This is a genomic window from Paracoccus simplex, from assembly GCF_042648325.1.
Classification (GTDB): domain Bacteria; phylum Pseudomonadota; class Alphaproteobacteria; order Rhodobacterales; family Rhodobacteraceae; genus Paracoccus; species Paracoccus simplex.
This window is the reverse complement of sequence record NZ_JBHRXE010000041.1, coordinates 65,338-81,715: the sequence shown is the minus strand read 5'-3', so window position 1 is coordinate 81,715 and position 16,378 is coordinate 65,338. Positions and strand designations below refer to the sequence as shown.

Here is a 16,378-nt window from a genome sequence, read left to right as displayed (position 1 = left end):
GAGGAGAGGCAGATGAAGATTGATCTTGCCCGTCCCCCGATGTCGGTGTTCCACATGCCGGGCCTGCATCCCGGCCTGTCCTATCTGCCGCCCCGTCCGGGCTGGGTCATGCGCCCGACCGAGGGCGCGCGGGTGCGGCTGTTCGCCGAAAGCGACGATCCGGCGCTGCGCGGCGCGCAGCAGAATGCCATCGACCGGCAGCAGCAGCGGGCGCTGGCCAGCGTGATGGAGATCAACTGCGCGCCCGTGCTGCTGGAAGACGCGACCTTCCGGCACGGATTCGCCATGATCGGCGAGCGGGGCTGGCTGAACGGCGCCGCGGGCGGCCGGATGCGGACCCGCTATGACCAGAAGAACCCGGACGAGCAGCGCCAGTCCCGGCTGCACGACGCCTTCCGGCGCGCGCGCCGTGACGCCGATCTGCCCTTGCCGGTCTGGAAGGAACTGGCCGAGGATCTGCCCATCGCCATCGAGCTGAAGAACGGCTTCAACTATTACCATTTCACCGTCGAGACCCTGGGCTGCCTGGCCGCCTTTGCCGATGACGACAGCGGCCAGCCGATCAACCTGCATCTGCCGCAGGACGAGGTGCGGGATTTCATCCCCGGTTTCATCGCCGCGGTCTTTCCCGGCATCGCGGATCGCGTGGCCTTCGTCACGGGCCGGCAGAGCTATGAGCGGGTGCGGGCGCATTACAGCCACCGGCACTATCTCTATCAGACCGGCGACGAGCGCATCCTGGCCGCCATCGCCGAGCCGGGGGTGGATCCGCGCTGGGCCGACCAGCTGCGCTCGAAATCCCTTCAACGCAAGGCCGTCTTCATGGCCTCCTATGACAGCAGCCTGCGGCTGCTGCGCGAACATGCGCTGCGCCAGTTGCCCGGCAAGCTGGTCGAGGAGCGGCCGCGCCTGGTCTGGATGGGCCGCGACGAGGCCGGCGACGCCCGGGCGCGCGGCATCACCGGCCACAAGGCGCTGCTGGCCGAACTGTCCGCCCGCGGCTTCCGGGTGGTGGCGTTCGAGCACCTGAGCCCGCTCGAGCAGATCGCGCAGATGCAGGCGGCGGATATCCTGATCGCGCCGCACGGCGCCGGGCTGGCGAACATGGTCTATGCCCGGCCCGGCGCGCTGGTGATCGAGATCGGCACCCGCCAGACCCAGCTGCATCGCTGGGGCGATTTCCTGCCCGCCGCGCATGTCTCGCGCTGCCGTTACGATACCGTCTTCGCCGATATCGCGGGCCTTTCCGACCTGGGGCAGGTGCCGCCGGTCTCGGAAGGGTTGCTGGGCGTGCATGTCGGCCGCAACGCCACCCGCCGCATCCTTGAGCTGGTGGACGAGGCGCTGGCGCAGGACGCGGCGCCCTAACCCTCGGAACCCAGCATGCCCCGCAGCTCATAGACCAGGTCCAGCGCCTCGCGGGCGCTGATCGTGTCGGGATTGAGGTCGCGCAGCCGCGCCTCGACCGCCGAGGGCTGCGCCCTGGCCGCCGGCGCCGGCGCCGGGGCGGCGCGGAACAGCGGCAGGTCGTCGAGCAGCGCCGCCGGCTTGCCGGTGCCCTGCCGCTCGCCGCTTTCCAGCTGGTGCAGGATGTCGCGGGCCCGGTCCACCACCGCGGGCGGCAGCCCGGCCAGCCGCGCCACCTGTACGCCATAGCTGCGGTCGGCGGCGCCCTTCCTGACCTCGTGCAGGAAGATCACCTCGCCCTCCCATTCGCGCACGGCGACGGTGGCGTTCTCGACGCCCGGAAGCCGGGCCGACAGGCTGGTCATCTCGTGGTAATGGGTGGCAAACAGCGCCCGGCAGCGGTTCTGGCCGTGCAGATGCTCCATCACCGCCCAGGCGATGGACAGCCCGTCCCAGGTCGCGGTGCCGCGGCCGATCTCGTCCAGGATCACCAGCGCGTGGTCGTCGGCCTGGTTCAGAATCGCCGCGGTCTCGACCATCTCGACCATGAAGGTGGACCGCCCCCGCGCCAGGTCGTCCGCCGCGCCGACGCGGCTGAAAAGCTGGCTGACCAGGCCGACATGGGCGCGGCGGGCGGGCACGAAGCCGCCGGCCTGGGCCAGGATGGCGATCAGCGCGTTCTGGCGCAGGAAGGTCGACTTGCCGGCCATGTTCGGGCCAGTCAGCAGCCAGATCGCCGGGGTCTCGCCCTCGGTCAGCGCGCAGTCGTTGGCGACGAAAGCCTCGCCCTTGCGCTTGAGCGCGCGTTCCACCACCGGATGCCGGCCGCCCTCGATCACGAAGGCGCGGCTGGCATCGACCTCGGGGCGCACCCAGCCTTCGCCCGAGGCGAGATCGGCAAAGGCGGCGGTCAGGTCGATCTCGGCCAGGGCGCGGGCCGCCTGGCCGATGGGGCCGGCGCGGTCCAGCACCGCGCCGGCCAGGCGGGCAAAGATCTCGCGCTCGATCTCCAGCGCCCGGTCGCGGGCGTTCAGGATGCGGGTTTCCAGTTCCGACAGTTCGACGGTGGTGAAGCGGATCTGGTTCGCGGTGGTCTGGCGATGGATGAAGCGTTCGTTCAGCGGCGGGGCCAGCATGCGTTCGGCATGGGTCGAGGTGGTCTCGATGAAATAGCCCAGCACGTTGTTGTGCTTGATCTTCAGGCTCTGCACCCCGGTCTCGGCGATGTAATCGGCCTGCATCCGGGCGATGACGCCGCGGCCCTCGTCGCGCAGGCGGCGGGTCTCGTCCAGATCCCCGTCATGGCCCGGCGCGACGAAGCCGCCGTCGCGGGTCAGCAAGGGCGGCTCGGCCACCAGCGCATCGTCGAGCAGGTCGATCAATGCGTCATGGCCGGTCAGGTCGCGCGCCGCCTCGGCCAGCACGGCGATCTCGTCATCGCCCAGCATGGCGGCGATGGCCGCGCCTTGCGTCAGCCCGGCGCGGATCGCGGCCAGGTCGCGGGGCCCGCCCCGTTCCAGCGCCAGCCGCGACAGCGCCCGGTCCATGTCGGGCGCGCGCGACAGCGCCTCGCGCAGGTCGCCGGTCAGCCGCGGGTCGTCCACCAGATGCGCGACGGCGGCCTGCCGGGCGTGGATCTCGGCCAGATCGCGCGAGGGGGCGCCGATGCGGCGTTCCAGCAGCCGCGCGCCCCCCGCCGTCACCGTGCGGTCGATGGCGGCCAGCAGCGAGCCCTCGCGGCCGCCGGACAGCGCCTGGGTCAGTTCCAGGTTGCGGCGGGTGGCGGCGTCGATCTGCATGGCGCCGCCAAGCGCCTCGCGCACCGGCGGGCGGATCAGCGGCATCCGGCCCTTTTGCGTCAGCTCCAGGTAATCGGCGATGGCGCCCATGGCGGCGAGTTCGGCGCGGCTGAACTGGCCGAAACCGTCCAGCGTCTCGACCGAAAACAGCGCGCAAAGCCGGCGCGTGGCGGCGCTGCTGTCAAAGCTGCCGCCGGGCAGTTCGGTCAGCGCCGCGCCGGCCTCGGCGGCGATCTCGTCAAGCTGCGAGCCTTCGGCGGCCAGCAATTCGCGCGGCGCGTGGCGGGCAAGTTCCGGGGCCAGCCGTGCCGGCGGGCAGGGCATGACCCGGAAGGCGCCGGTCGAGATGTCCACCCAGGCCAGCGCCGAATCCTCGCGCACGGCGGCGAAGCTGGCCAGGAAATTGTGCCGCCGCGCCTCCAGCAGCGATTCCTCGGTCAGGGTGCCGGGCGTCACCAGCCGCACCACGTCGCGGGCCACGACCGATTTCGAGCCGCGCTTCTTGGCCTCGGCCGGATCCTCCATCTGTTCGGCGATGGCGACGCGGAAGCCCTTGCGGATCAGCGCCAGCAGATAGGACTCTGCCGCATGGACCGGCACGCCGCACATCGGGATCGGCTGCCCCAGATGCGTGCCGCGTTTCGTCAGCGCGATGTCCAGCGCCGCGGCGGCGGCCACGGCGTCCTCGAAGAACATCTCGTAGAAATCGCCCATGCGATAGAACAGCAGCGCGCCGGGATTGGCCTCGCGGATCGCGAGATACTGCGCCATCATCGGGGTGGGTTGATCGCTCATGTCCAGCCTCGTCGCCTCGGTCCCGTTCTTCTAGGGGATGCGCGGGCCGATGCAAACCGCATGCCGCCAGGTTGCCGCAGGGGCGCAAGAATCCCGGTGACAGCCGGCCTTTGTTGCGGCATCGTCTGGCGAAAGATATTCGTGAGGCATGGGAATGAAATCCTTGATTCTGGGCGCAATGCTGTTGCCTCTGGCGGGCGCGGCCGTCGCGGCCTGCCCGGATGTCTCGCTGATGCAGAACGCCGCCCGCGGCTGGATCGCCGGCCAGCGCCTGCCCGATCCGCTGGTGCGCACGGTCGAGGACGGGATCTGCGCCTATGCCGCCTTCCGCAGCATTCTCGAGGCCGAGCTGGGCCCGCCGGTCGGCGTGAAGGTGGGCTTCACCTCGAAGCCGGTGCAGGAGCGGTTCGGCGTGACCGCCCCGGTCACCGGCGCGCTGTTCGCGCCGATGCTGCTGCCCGACGGGGCGCGGCTGAGCCTCAAGGGCAGCCGGGCGCCGTTCTTCGAGGCCGATCTGGTGGTGACGGTCGGCAGCGCGGCCATCATGCAGGCCCGCACGCGCGAGGAGGTGGCGGCGGCGCTGCGCGACGTGCGGCCCTTCATCGAGCTGCCCGACATCGCCCTGCAAAAGGACGTGGCGCCGACCGGGCCGCTGATGGCCGCCTATGGCGTGACGCCGTGGCGCGGCGTGCTGGGGCGCGGCATCGCCATCGCCGACCTGGACGATCCGGTCGCAGACCTGGCGGCGCTGACCGTCAACCTGAAGCTGGACGGCAAGAGCATCGGCACCGGCTCGGGCGAGATGCTGCTGGGCCATCCGCTGGATGTGGTGCTGTGGCTGGTCGAACAAGGCAGCTACGAGCTGAAGCCGGGCTCGGTCATCTCGCTGGGTTCGCTGGGCTCTTTGCATCCCGCCTGGCCCGGCCACCGGGTCGAGGCGGATTACCGCGTCGGCGGCCGGGCGATGAAGGTGGGCGTGACGCTGGTTCCGTGACCTTGGGTCAGGTTGCCGGCCGGCCTGCCTGTTTCGGCAGATCGGGAAAAAACCTTTGCTTTGCGGGGGGCTGTGTCGCAACACTGTCACTCGGGGCCGCTAGGTGGCAGCAGCCGCCTGCAGCGGGCGTGTTCTGTAACGGAGTTGACCAATGACCATTCAATCGACCGCGGCGGGGCTTGCCGCCCTGGCCCTGCTGGCGAGTTCCGGCGCCGCTTCGGCGCAGGATCTGGCGGCGCTGGAAGAAGCCGCGAAGGCCGAGGGCATGCTGACCACCATCGCCCTGCCGCATGACTGGTGCAACTATGGCGGCGTGATCGAGGGCTTCAAGGCGAAATACCCCGAGATCAAGGTCAACGAGCTGAACCCCGACGCCGGCTCGGCCGACGAGCTGGAGGCGATCCGCGCCAACAAGGACAACAAGGGCCCGCAGGCGCCCGACGTGATCGACGTCGGCCTGTCCTTCGGCCCGCAGGCCAAGGACGAGGGGCTGATCCAGCCCTACAAGGTCGCCACCTGGGACTCGATCCCCGAGGATGCCAAGGATGCCGAGGGCTATTGGTATGGCGACTATTACGGCGTGATGGCCTTCGGCGTGAACTCGGACCTGATCGACACGGTGCCGAAAAGCTGGAAGGACCTGACCAAGCCGGACTATGCCAACGCCTTCGCGCTGGCCGGCGATCCGCGCGCCTCGGCCCAGGCGATCATCTCGGTGATGGCGGCCGGCATCGCCAATGGCGGCGAGGCGGGCGAGGCTTCGGGCCAGAAGGGCATGGAGCTGATGGCCGAGGTGAACAAGGCCGGCAACTTTGTCCCGGTCATCGGCAAATCGGCGACCATCGCCCAGGGCGCGACGCCGATCGTCACCGCATGGGACTATAACCTGCTGTCGTGGCGCGACGGGCTGAACGGCAACCCGCCGGTCGAGGTGGTGATCCCCGAGGACGGCGTGGTGGCCGGCGTCTATGTCCAGGCGATCTCGGCCTATGCGCCGCATCCGAACGCGGCGAAGCTGTGGATGGAATACCTGTATTCGGACGAGGGCCAGCTGGCCTGGCTCAAGGGCTATTGCCACCCGATCCGCTTCAACGATCTGGTCAAGAACGGCAAGGTGCCGCAGGAGCTGCTGGACGCGCTGCCCCCGGCCGAGGCCTATGAGAAGGCGATCTTCCCGACCCTGGAGCAGCAGGAGGCCAACAAGAAGGTGGTGACCGAGGGCTGGGACAGCGTCGTCGGCGCGGCGGTCAAGGAATAAGGCGCAAGAACAAGGCGTGACGGCCCCGCCCGACGCGGCGGGGCCGTCCCGAACGGGCGAGGCGGAATGAGACAGATCGGCTGGAACTGGCTGGGCGTCCTGCCCTTTTTCGCCTTCGCGGCCCTGTTCCTGGTGCTGCCGACGATGAACATCGTCATCGGCGCCTTTCAGGATCCGCAGGGCGGATTCACCCTGGCCAATCTGGCCGGGCTCGCCTCGCCGCGGATCGTCGACAGCTTCGCCATTTCGATCAAGGTGTCGCTGGCCTCGGCGATCCTGGGCTGCCTGATCGGTTTCGCCATGGCGGCGGCGGTGGTGATGGGCGGCGTGCCGCGCTGGATCAAGGCGCCGCTGATGACCTTCTCGGGCGTCGCCTCGAACTTCGCCGGGGTGCCGCTGGCCTTCGCCTTCATCGCCACGCTGGGGCGGGTGGGGCTGGTCACGATGCTGCTGCGGCAATGGTTCGGCATCAACATCTATGCCATGGGCTTCAACCTGCTCAGCTTCTGGGGCCTGACGCTGACCTATCTGTTCTTCCAGATCCCGCTGATGATCCTGATCATCACCCCGGCGCTGGAGGGGCTGAAGCGCGAATGGCGCGAGGCGGCCGAGGTGCTGGGCGCCTCGACCGGGCAGTATTGGCGCATGGTGGCGCTGCCGATCCTGTTCCCGTCGCTGCTGGGCACCTTTGCGCTGCTGTTCGCCAACAGCTTCGGCGCGGTGGCGACGGCCTATGCGCTGACCGGATCGTCGCTGTCCATCGTGCCGATCATGCTGTTCGCGCAGATCCGCGGCGACGTGCTGCAAGACCCGCATCTGGGCTATGCCATGGCCTTCGGCATGATCGTGGTCACGGGGCTTGCCAATCTGGCCTATGTCATCATGCGCAGCCGGGCCGAAAGGTGGATGCGATGAAACGGCTTTGGTCCTGGGCGGCACTGGTGGTCGGCGCGCTGTATTTCCTGCTGCCGCTGATCGGCACCATCGAATTCTCGCTGCGGATGCGGCGCGGGGAATATTCGCTGGACGCCTATCGCTCGGTGCTGTCGGACGCGGCCTTCCGGCAGACCTTCTGCTATTCCGTGGTGATGGCGCTGCTGACCATCGTGCTGGGGGTGCTGATCGTGGTGCCGACCGCCTATTGGGTGCGGCTGCGCCTGCCGCGGCTGCGCCCGGTGATCGAGTTCATCACCCTGCTGCCGCTGGTCATTCCCGCCATCGTCGTGGTCTTCGGCTATATCCGGCTTTACAACACCAGCTCGATCCTGCCGCTGACCGGCACGGCATCCGGCACCAACCTGCTCTTGCTCTGCGGCTATGCCACGCTGGCGCTGCCCTATATGTATCGCGCGGTGGACACCGGGCTGTCCACGCTGGACGTGCGCTCGCTGACCGAGGCGGCGCAATCGCTGGGCGCCGGCTGGGTGCGGATCATCGGCCGGCTGATCCTGCCCAATGTGCTGGGCGCGGTGATGTCCGGCGCCTTTCTGTCCTTCGCCATCGTCATCGGCGAATTCACCATGGCGGCGCTGCTGAACCGTCCCGCCTTCGGGCCCTACATGCAGCTTCTGGGCGCCAACCGCGCCTATGAGCCGGCGGCGCTGGCGGTGATCGCCTTCGCCGTCACCTGGGGCTGCATGGGGCTGATGCAGCTGATCTCCCGCCTGTTCGGCACACGGATTCAACCGACATGAGCTTCCTGACCCTCGACCATCTGCAGAAATCCTTCGGCCCGACCAAGGTCGTCCACGACTTCGACCTGTCGGTGGAGAAGGGCGAGTTCGTGTCCTTCCTCGGCCCCTCGGGCTGCGGCAAGACCACGGTGCTGCGCATGGTCGCCGGGTTCGAAACCCCCAGCGCCGGCCGCATCAGCATCGACGGCCAGGACGTGACCCGGTCGCGGCCGAACCAGCGCCGCATCGGCATGGTGTTCCAGTCCTATGCGCTGTTCCCGAACCTGACCGTGGCCGAGAACGTGGGCTTCGGTCTGAAGGTCGCGGGCGTCGCGCGGGCCGACCGCGCGGGCCGCGTGGCCGAGATGCTGGAGCTGATCGGCCTGCCGGACCTGGGCGGCCGCTACCCGTGGCAGCTTTCGGGCGGCCAGCAGCAGCGCGTGGCGCTGGCCCGGGCGCTGGCGCCGCGGCCGCGCGTGCTGCTGCTCGACGAGCCCTTGTCGGCGCTGGACGCCAAGATCCGCGTCAGCCTGCGCAACCAGATCCGCGAGATCCAGCAGCAGCTGGGCATCACCACCATCTTCGTCACCCATGACCAGGAAGAGGCGCTGTCGATTTCCGACCGCATCGTGGTCATGCACAAGGGCGTGGCCGACCAGACCGGCACCCCGGCCGAGATCTATAACCGGCCCGCCACCGATTTCGTCGCCGGCTTCGTCGGCACGCTGAACCGCTTCCCGGCCGAGGTGCTGGACCCGGCCCGCGGCCTGGTCCGCGTCGAGGGGACCGAGATCGCGCTGGACCGTCCGCTGCCGGCCGGCCGCGTCACCCTGGCGGCGCGGCCGGAAAGCCTGCGCATCGCACCCGAGGGCATCCCGGCCGAGATCGCCGGCGTCGAGTTCCTCGGCTCGGTCCAGCGGTTGCGGGCCCGGGTGGCGGGGCGCGAGGTGGTGCTGGACCGGTTCAACGAGCCCGGCGCCGCCCTGCCGCAGCCGGGCGCGCAGGTGCATCTGGCCGCCGCCCGGACCGGCTGGCTGGTGCTTGCCGGCTAACTGCGCGCGCCGGCTCCGCCCCGACCGTCGCGGCGCAGTGCCAAAGCCTGGCGGACATGGCCGGGCAGGATGGCGAAGCCCTTGGCATAGCGCAGAAACAGCCGCCGCGGATCGGACAGCATCCGCCACAGCCATTCCAGCTTGAGCCTGCGCAGCAGCCCCGGCGCCCGGCGCTGATGGCCCGACAGGAAATCCAGCCCCGCCCCGATCGAGGCGAAGCCGGTATCGCCCAGCGCGTCGCGGGCGCGGATGGCGAAAAGCTCTTGCCGCGGCGCGCCCAGCGCCAGGAAGCACAGCCTTGCGCCCGAGGTGCGGATGCGGGCGATGATCTCGGCGCCTTCCTCGCCCAGCGGATCGAAGGGAAAGCCCGGCGCATGGGTCAGCGCGACGCGCAGGCCGGGCACGGCGCGGGCCATGCTCTGCGCCGCCCGCGCCAGCGAGTCGTCGCTGCTGCCGATCAGGGCGACGGGCAGGCCGGCCCGCGCCGCCTCGGCCGCCAGGGGCAGCACCAGGTCCGAGCCGGGGGCCAGCGCCACCGGGCGGCGGGCGATGCGGGACAGCCAGACGATGGGATTGCCGTCGGCGCAGACCAGGTCATGCGCGGCATAGGCGGCGCGAAAGCCGGCATCCTCGCCCAGCCGTTGCAGGTGATCGACGTTCAGCGTGGCGATGGCGAAGCCGCGCCGGTCCTGCAGCCGCTGCCGCACCGCCGCCAGAAGCGCCGCGGAATCCGGGCAGTTGATCTGCACGGCGCTGCCGTCGGGAAAGCTGAAATGCATGATGCGCCTCGGGGATGGGGCCGGGATTTCCCGGCAGGATGTGGCGGCGGCGGCGGGATTGCAACGCCCTTCCCGGCGTCTGGCCGGCAAGGGCGGGGGCCAGGGCCCGCCGCGCGGCCGCCGCCCCTGCGGCAGGGTGTCGCGGCCCCGGGCCGATCCGGCCCCGGTCGGGCCGATTCTGCCTAAAAAGGCAGGCATTCGACTGGTTTTAACGGTTGGTCCGGGGCGTAGAATTCGGTATGCCGGACACGCCTGCCAGTTGTTGAATGATTTGGGCCCGCAGGGGCGTTCCACGAGTTGAAAGAGGCACTTCCATGGCCTTCGACAAGACCGTCGTTGAGGACAGTGATATCGCTATCGTCGGCATGGCGGCACAATTGCCGGGTGCCGCGGGCGTCGCGGACTACTGGGACAATCTGTGCCGCGGGGTCGAATCGATCCAGCGCCTGTCGCAAGCCGAGCTGTTGGCGCGGGGCGAGTCGCGGGCGCGGCTGGCGGATCCGAACTATGTGCCTTCGGCCGCCATCCTCGCGCAGTTCGACGAATTCGATGCCGAGTTCTTCGGGCTTTCGCCCAAGGAAGCGGCGATCATGGACCCGCAGCACCGCAAGTTCCTGGAAACCTGCTGGCACGCGCTGGAGGATTCCGCCCACCCGCCCGAGCGTTTCTCCGGCAATATCGGCGTCTGGGCCGGCTGCGGCATGGGCACCTATTACCACTCGAACCTCTGCTCGAACCGCGACCTGGTGGACGGTGTCGGGCATTTCCTGCTGCGCCATACCGGCAACGACAAGGATTTCCTGTCCACCCGCGTCAGCCATGTCTTCGACCTGACGGGGCCCAGCCTCAGCGTGCAGACCGCCTGTTCCAGCTCGCTGGTGGCGATCCACATGGCCTGCCAGTCGCTGCAATCGGGCGAATGCGACATGGCGCTGGCCGGCGGCGTGACCATCGAGCTGCCGCATGGCCTGGGCTATCTCTACAAGGAGAACGAGATCCTGTCGCCCGACGGCCATTGCCATGCCTTCGACCATCGCGCGCAGGGCACGGTCTTCGGCAGCGGCGCGGCGGTGGTGGCGTTGCGCCGGCTGCGCGATGCGCTGGCCGATGGCGACCATATCTGGGCGGTCATCAAGGGCTCGGCCATCAACAATGACGGTGCGGCCAAGGCCGGCTACCTGGCGCCCAGCGTCGAGGGCCAGGCGCAGGCGGTGGCCGAGGCGCTGGTGATGGCCGGGGTGTCCTCGGACAGCATCGGCTATGTCGAATGCCACGGCACCGGCACTGCGCTGGGCGACCCGATCGAGGTTGCGGCGCTGAACCAGGCCTATGCCCGGCTTTCGGAAGGCGGGCGGCAAGGACCGTGCCGCATCGGCTCGGTCAAGACCAATATCGGCCATCTGGACACCGCGGCGGGCGGCGCCGGGCTGATCAAATCGGCCCTGGCGGTGCATCACGGCAAGATCCCGCCCAGCCTGAACTATGAAAAGCCCAACCCCGCCATCGACTTCGAGGGCGGGCCGTTCCAGGTCAACGACCGGCTTTCGGACTGGCCGATGCCGGGGCCGCGCCGGGCGGGGGTGAACTCGCTTGGCGTCGGCGGCACCAATGCGCATGTGATCCTGCAAGAGCCGCCGGCGGCCGAGGCTGCGGGCGAATCCGACTGGCCCTTCCACATCATCGCCGTCTCGGGTCGCAACAAGGCGGCGCTGGACGCCAATGCGGCGGCGCTGGCGGGCTGGCTTTCGGCCAATCCGGGCGTGGACATGGCCGACCTGTCCTTTACCCTGACCCAGGGCCGGCGGCAGTTCGACCGCCGCCGCGTGCTGGTCGCCGAGACGGCGGCCGAGGCGGCGCGGCTTCTGGCCGAGCCCGATCCGCTGCTGGTCTTCGATCACCAGCCGGTGGGCGACCCGGCCGAGGCGGTGTTCATGCTGCCCGGCGGCGGCGCGCAATATGCCGGGATGGCGCGCGGGCTCTACCAGACCGAGCCGGTGTTCCGCGAATGGATGGACCGCGGCCTCGACCACATGGCGCAGGCGCATGGCACCGACCTGCGCGCGCTCTGGCTGCCCGAGCCGGGGGCCGAGGCCGAGGCGGATCGGCGGCTTCTGCAGCCCTCGCTGCAACTGCCGCTGCTGATGATCACCGAATACGCGCTGGCGCAGCTGTGGATCGGCTGGGGCGTGACGCCCGCCGCGCTGATCGGCCATTCCATGGGCGAGAATACCGCCGCCTGCATCGCCGGGGTGATGTCCTTCGAAGATTGCATCGGCCTGGTGCGCCTGCGCGGGTTGCTGATGGACCGGGTGCCGGCCGGCGGCATGCTGTCGGTGCCGCTGCCGCCCGAGGATTTCGCCGCCGAGTTGACCGAGTTGGAGCTGGACCTTGCGGCGGTGAACGGGCCGGGCCTGTCGGTGGTCTCGGGCCCCGACGCGGCGCTGGACCGTTTCGCCGCGCGCATGGCGGCGCGCGAGGTGGAATGCCAGCGCATCGCCATCGCCATCGCCGCGCATTCGCGGCTGCTTGAGCCGGTGCTGGGCGAATTCCGCGCCTATCTCGCCTCGATCCGGCTGAACGCGCCGCGGATCCCGATCATCTCGAACCGCTCGGGCCAGGTGCTGACCGCGGCCGAGGCGACCAGCCCCGACTATTGGATCGGGCATCTGCGCGGCACGGTGCGCTTTGCCGACGGCATCGCGCATCTGGCGCAGGTGCCGGGACGGGTGTTCGTCGAGGTCGGGCCGGGCCGCGCCATGCAGGCCATGACCAAGGCGCATCCGGCGGTCGCCGCCAACCAGGTGATCTCGACCCTGCGCCACCGCGACCATGCGACCGGCGACGACAGCTATTTCATGGGTGCGCTGGCGCGGTTCTGGGCCTGCGGCGGGCAGATCGACTGGGATCAGGTCTGGGGCGGCGCCCGGCGCCGGCGCCTGTCGCTGCCCGGCTATGCCTTCCAGCGCAAGCGCTATTTCATCGAGCGTGCCGCCCATGCCGCGGCCGAGACCGCCGAAGAACTGGCGCGGATCGAGGAACCGGCGGAATGGGGCTGGCGCCCGGCCTGGAAACTCGCCTCGCCCAATATCGAGATCGGGCCGCAGGGGCCGGTGGCGCAGGGCGCGCGGAACTGGCTGGTCTTTGCCGACGACCTGGGCCTTGCCGAGCGGGTGACCGAGGGGTTGCGATCGCGCGGCCAGCGCGTCGCGGTGGTCGAGGTCGGCGACACCTTCGCCGACAAGACGGTTCCGGGCGGCGACGGCCGCTTCCTGCTGCCGGTCGAATCCGACCGCGAGGGTTACGAGATGCTGCTGGCCGCGCTGGCGGCGCAGGACATGGTGCCGGACCGCATCCTGCATCTGTGGTCGGTGACGCAAGGCGCGCGCTTCCGCCCCGGCTCCAGCCTGCTCAACAGCCAGCTCGAACGCGGCTTCTTCGGCCTTCTGCATCTGGCGCAGGCCATCGGCGCCGAGTTGCCCGATGCGAATCTGGAACTGATCGCGGTCTGCAACGACGCGCTGCGCGTCGCGGACGAACCGGCGCCGGCGCCGGAAAAGGCCGCCGCAGCCGGTCCGGTCCGCGTCATGCCGCATGAGATGCCGAATGTCTCGGCCCGTCTGGTGGACATCCGCGTGCCGGCCAAGGGCGGTCTGGACGCGCTGGCCGCCAATCTGCTGGAGGAGGCGCTGGCCCCCTCGGGCGCCGCCGTCGCCGCCTGGCGCGACGGGCGCCGTTTTGAGCAAAGCCTTGAAAAGGTTGCGCTGGCCGATGACGGCATGGCCGCCATCCCGCAGGGCGCCGCCTGTCTGATCACCGGCGGCTTCGGCGGCATCGGCCAGGCCATTGCCCGCGAACTGGCGCGGCACGGCGGCGCGAAGCTGGCGCTGACCACGCGCGGCCGGGTGGATTCGCCGGCCGTCACCGCCTCGGTGCGGCAATTGGAAGCGCTGGGCGCCGAGGTGCTGGCGCTGCGCGCCGATGTGACCAGCCCCGAGGACATGGCCCGCGCCGTGGCCGAGACCAAGGCGCGTTTCGGCAGCCTCGACGTGGTGCTGCATGCGGCGGGCGTGATCCGCGACAGCCTGATCGCCGCCAAGACCGACGACGACGCCTGGGACGTGCTGGCGCCGAAACTGCTGGGCACCCGGGCGCTGATCGAGGCGCTGGCAGAGAATCCCGCGACGCTGACGGTGCTGTTCTCCTCGACCTCCTCGGTGATCGCGCCGGCGGGGCAGGCGGATTACGTCGCCGCCAACGAATACCTGAACGCGGTGGCGCGGGCGGCGCCGGCGGCGCTGGGCCGGGTGGTCGCGGTCAATTGGGGCGTCTGGGCCGATGCCGGCATGGCGGCGCGGGCCATGGGGCTCGACACCGCCTCGGCCGTGGCGGTGCCGCAGGGCCGGCCGCTGCTGGACGAAAGCCTGCCCATGCCGGGCGGGCGCGAATTCCGCACCGCGCTGAAGCTGCAGGACTGGATCATCGGTGGTCACAAGACCGCCAGCGGCCAGGCGCTGATGCCCGGCACCGGCTGGATCGAGCTGATCGCGGAAGCCGCGCTGGAATGCGGGCTGACCCTGCCCTTGGTGATCCGCGATCTGGAATTCCGCCGCCCGGTGCTGGTCGCGGACACCGCGCTGGTCAGCACCCGCGTCCAGCCCGAGGGCGATGCGATGCGCATCGAGATCCTCGACGACCCGCAGGGCGAGCCGAACGTCTCGGCCCTGATCGCCGGATTGCCCGAGGCCGCCCCCGAGGCGCTGCAAACCGTCGGCGGCTGGGACCGGGACGGGCAGGGCGCGGCGCTGCCCTCGGCGCAGGAAGGCCAGATGGCCTTCGGCCCGCGCTGGCAGGTGCTGCGCCGCTATCGCATCGCCGAAGACGAGGGCGTGGCGGAGCTGGCGCTGCCGCCCGAATACGCCGCCGAGGCCGGGGAATGGCTGGCGCATCCGGCGCTGCTGGACATCGCCACCGGCTGGGCGATGCCGCTGATCAAGGGCTGGACGCCCGGAGTCCTCTGGGTGCCGATGGGCTATCGCTCGATCCGGCTTTACGCGCCGCTGCCGGCGCAGGTCACCAGCCGCATCCGCAACGCGGGCGAAAACAGCGACGCGCAGGGCATGGCGCAGTTCGACATCACCCTGGCCGCGCCGGACGGAACCGTCTGCGCCGAGATCAAGGGCTTCGCGCTGCGCAAGCTGGCGGCGGCGATTTCCGCCACGCCGCCGGCGCGGGTGCAGCCCGCCCGCAGCCTGTCCCCGGCCGAGCGGCGCTTGCATCACAACATCAGCCAGGGCATCCCGGCCGCCATCGGCCCCGCCATGCTCAGCCGCGCCATCTCGACCGGGCTTTCGCAGGTCTATGTCTCGTCTCTGGCGCTGCCGGCGCTGATCGCCGAGGCCGGCGTGACCGAGACTGCCGCGCCCGCCGAAGGCGGTTTCGAGCGCCCCGATCTCGACAGTGATTTCGTCGTGCCGGCGCCGGGCATTCAGGCCGAACTGGCGGCGATCTGGTCCGAACTGCTGGGCATCGCCCAGGTCGGCGCCGCCGACAGCTTCTTCGACCTGGGCGGCCATTCGCTGATCGCGGTGCGCATGTTCGGCCAGTTGCGCAAGGCCTTCGGCGTCGACCTGCCGATCTCGACGCTGTTCGAGGCGCCGACCATCGCCGAACTGGCGGCGCTGGTCGAGGAACGCGCCGGCCCGCGCGAGCTGGTCTCGCCCGACAATGTGCGCGAACTGCCGGTCTCGGCCCGGCCGCGCTTCCGCTTCCTCGTCGATATGGGCGGGCGGGGCGAGGGCACGCCCTTTTTCATGGTCGCCGGCATGTTCGGCAACATCATGAACCTGCGCCAGCTCGCGCAGCGGCTGGGGCCGGACCGCCGTTTCTGGGGCATCCAGGCGCGCGGCCTTTTGGGCGAGGACAAGCCGCATGAGGATTTCACCGACGCCGCCCGCGACTATATCGCCGAGCTGCGCCAGGTGCAGCCGACCGGCCCCTATCTGATCGGCGGCTTCTCGGGCGGCGGGTTGACCGCCTATGAGATGGCGCGGCAGCTGCGCGCCGCGGGCGAGGAGGTGGCGATGCTGGTCATGCTCGACACGCCCCTGCCGGAGCGCGAACCGGTCAGCCGCAAGGACCGGCTGGCGATCCGGCTGGGCGAGCTGCGCGAGGGCGGGCCCGGCTTCGTCTGGAAATGGCTGCGCGACCGCGTCGCCTATGAATTCCAGCGCCGCAGCAAGGCCAAGGCCGCCGAGGCCGAGGTGGCTGCCGAGGCGACCGGCGCCTTCCACGACCTGGCCATCGAGGCCGCCTTCCTGGCGGCATTGCCCAGCTTGCGGCTTTCGGTCTGGGACGGGCCGGTGGCGATGTTCCGGCCGCCTCTGGACAAGCGCTGGAAGGCGACCGGCGGGCGCTGGATCAATTCCGGCCGCGACTATGTGGTCGAAGACAATGGCTGGACGCCCTGGATGCCGAGCCTGCGGGTGATCGAGGTGCCGGGCGACCACGATTCGATGGTGCTCGAGCCGAATGTGCGGCGCCTGTCCTCGGTCCTGCGCGAGATCCTGCGCGAGGCCGATGCCGACATGGACGTCCCGGCCGGGATCAAGGCGGCAGAGTGAC

The 16,378-nt window shown here is 70.1% G+C and carries 9 protein-coding genes; 7 read left to right on the top strand and 2 right to left on the bottom strand.

Annotated elements, in window-relative coordinates:
• Nucleotides 1–12 precede the first annotated feature (12 nt).
• The gene (locus tag ACFOMP_RS14645; RefSeq protein WP_379031830.1) at nucleotides 13–1,368 is read left to right on the top strand and encodes a glycosyltransferase 61 family protein; all 1,356 of its coding nucleotides are present in this window, start codon (nucleotides 13–15) and stop codon (nucleotides 1,366–1,368) included.
• Here the strand turns inward: ACFOMP_RS14645 and mutS are convergent.
• Nucleotides 1,365–4,001 carry a DNA mismatch repair protein MutS gene (gene mutS, locus ACFOMP_RS14640; RefSeq protein WP_379031827.1) on the bottom strand — a complete coding sequence of 879 codons (2,637 nt, stop codon included), beginning with the start codon at nucleotides 3,999–4,001 and terminating at the stop codon, nucleotides 1,365–1,367. The genes ACFOMP_RS14645 and mutS overlap by 4 nt on opposite strands.
• A gap of 154 nt (nucleotides 4,002–4,155) precedes the next feature.
• On the opposite strand from mutS, the gene ACFOMP_RS14635 reads away from it, so the two are divergent.
• The 5 genes from ACFOMP_RS14635 (at nucleotide 4,156) to ACFOMP_RS14615 (ending at nucleotide 8,978) form a co-directional block, all read left to right on the top strand.
• The gene (locus tag ACFOMP_RS14635; RefSeq protein ID WP_379031823.1) at nucleotides 4,156–4,995 is read left to right on the top strand and encodes a 2-keto-4-pentenoate hydratase; all 840 of its coding nucleotides are present in this window, start codon (nucleotides 4,156–4,158) and stop codon (nucleotides 4,993–4,995) included.
• Between the two features lie 151 nt (nucleotides 4,996–5,146).
• On the top strand, nucleotides 5,147–6,253 hold the full coding sequence (locus ACFOMP_RS14630; RefSeq protein ID WP_379031820.1) for an ABC transporter substrate-binding protein: 1,107 nt from the start codon (nucleotides 5,147–5,149) through the stop codon (nucleotides 6,251–6,253).
• 66 nt (nucleotides 6,254–6,319) lie between these two features.
• Nucleotides 6,320–7,168 carry an ABC transporter permease gene (locus ACFOMP_RS14625; RefSeq protein ID WP_379031817.1) on the top strand — a complete coding sequence of 283 codons (849 nt, stop codon included), beginning with the start codon at nucleotides 6,320–6,322 and terminating at the stop codon, nucleotides 7,166–7,168.
• The gene (locus ACFOMP_RS14620; RefSeq protein ID WP_379031814.1) at nucleotides 7,165–7,947 is read left to right on the top strand and encodes an ABC transporter permease; all 783 of its coding nucleotides are present in this window, start codon (nucleotides 7,165–7,167) and stop codon (nucleotides 7,945–7,947) included. Before ACFOMP_RS14625 ends, ACFOMP_RS14620 begins: the two co-directional genes overlap by 4 nt.
• On the top strand, nucleotides 7,944–8,978 hold the full coding sequence (locus ACFOMP_RS14615) for an ABC transporter ATP-binding protein (RefSeq protein WP_379031811.1): 1,035 nt from the start codon (nucleotides 7,944–7,946) through the stop codon (nucleotides 8,976–8,978). The genes ACFOMP_RS14620 and ACFOMP_RS14615 overlap by 4 nt, the downstream gene beginning before the upstream one ends.
• Here ACFOMP_RS14615 and ACFOMP_RS14610 read toward each other — a convergent pair.
• Complete coding sequence (locus ACFOMP_RS14610; protein ID WP_379031808.1) at nucleotides 8,975–9,757, bottom strand: WecB/TagA/CpsF family glycosyltransferase; 783 nt, start codon at nucleotides 9,755–9,757, stop codon at nucleotides 8,975–8,977. The genes ACFOMP_RS14615 and ACFOMP_RS14610 overlap by 4 nt on opposite strands.
• A gap of 314 nt (nucleotides 9,758–10,071) precedes the next feature.
• On the opposite strand from ACFOMP_RS14610, the gene ACFOMP_RS14605 reads away from it, so the two are divergent.
• Entirely contained in the window at nucleotides 10,072–16,377 is a 6,306-nt protein-coding gene (locus ACFOMP_RS14605; RefSeq protein WP_379031806.1) for a type I polyketide synthase, read from the top strand.
• Nucleotide 16,378: the final 1 nt, after the last annotated feature.

Bases quoted from the DNA above. Each gene is read 5' to 3' on its own strand.
- ACFOMP_RS14645 (WP_379031830.1), top strand. From the start codon at position 13: ATGAAGATTGATCTTGCCCGTCCCCCGATGTCGGTGTTCCACATGCCG.
- mutS (WP_379031827.1), bottom strand. From the start codon at position 4,001: ATGAGCGATCAACCCACCCCGATGATGGCGCAGTATCTCGCGATCCGC.
- ACFOMP_RS14635 (WP_379031823.1), top strand. From the start codon at position 4,156: ATGAAATCCTTGATTCTGGGCGCAATGCTGTTGCCTCTGGCGGGCGCG.
- ACFOMP_RS14630 (WP_379031820.1), top strand. From the start codon at position 5,147: ATGACCATTCAATCGACCGCGGCGGGGCTTGCCGCCCTGGCCCTGCTG.
- ACFOMP_RS14625 (WP_379031817.1), top strand. From the start codon at position 6,320: ATGAGACAGATCGGCTGGAACTGGCTGGGCGTCCTGCCCTTTTTCGCC.
- ACFOMP_RS14620 (WP_379031814.1), top strand. From the start codon at position 7,165: ATGAAACGGCTTTGGTCCTGGGCGGCACTGGTGGTCGGCGCGCTGTAT.
- ACFOMP_RS14615 (WP_379031811.1), top strand. From the start codon at position 7,944: ATGAGCTTCCTGACCCTCGACCATCTGCAGAAATCCTTCGGCCCGACC.
- ACFOMP_RS14610 (WP_379031808.1), bottom strand. From the start codon at position 9,757: ATGCATTTCAGCTTTCCCGACGGCAGCGCCGTGCAGATCAACTGCCCG.
- ACFOMP_RS14605 (WP_379031806.1), top strand. From the start codon at position 10,072: ATGGCCTTCGACAAGACCGTCGTTGAGGACAGTGATATCGCTATCGTC.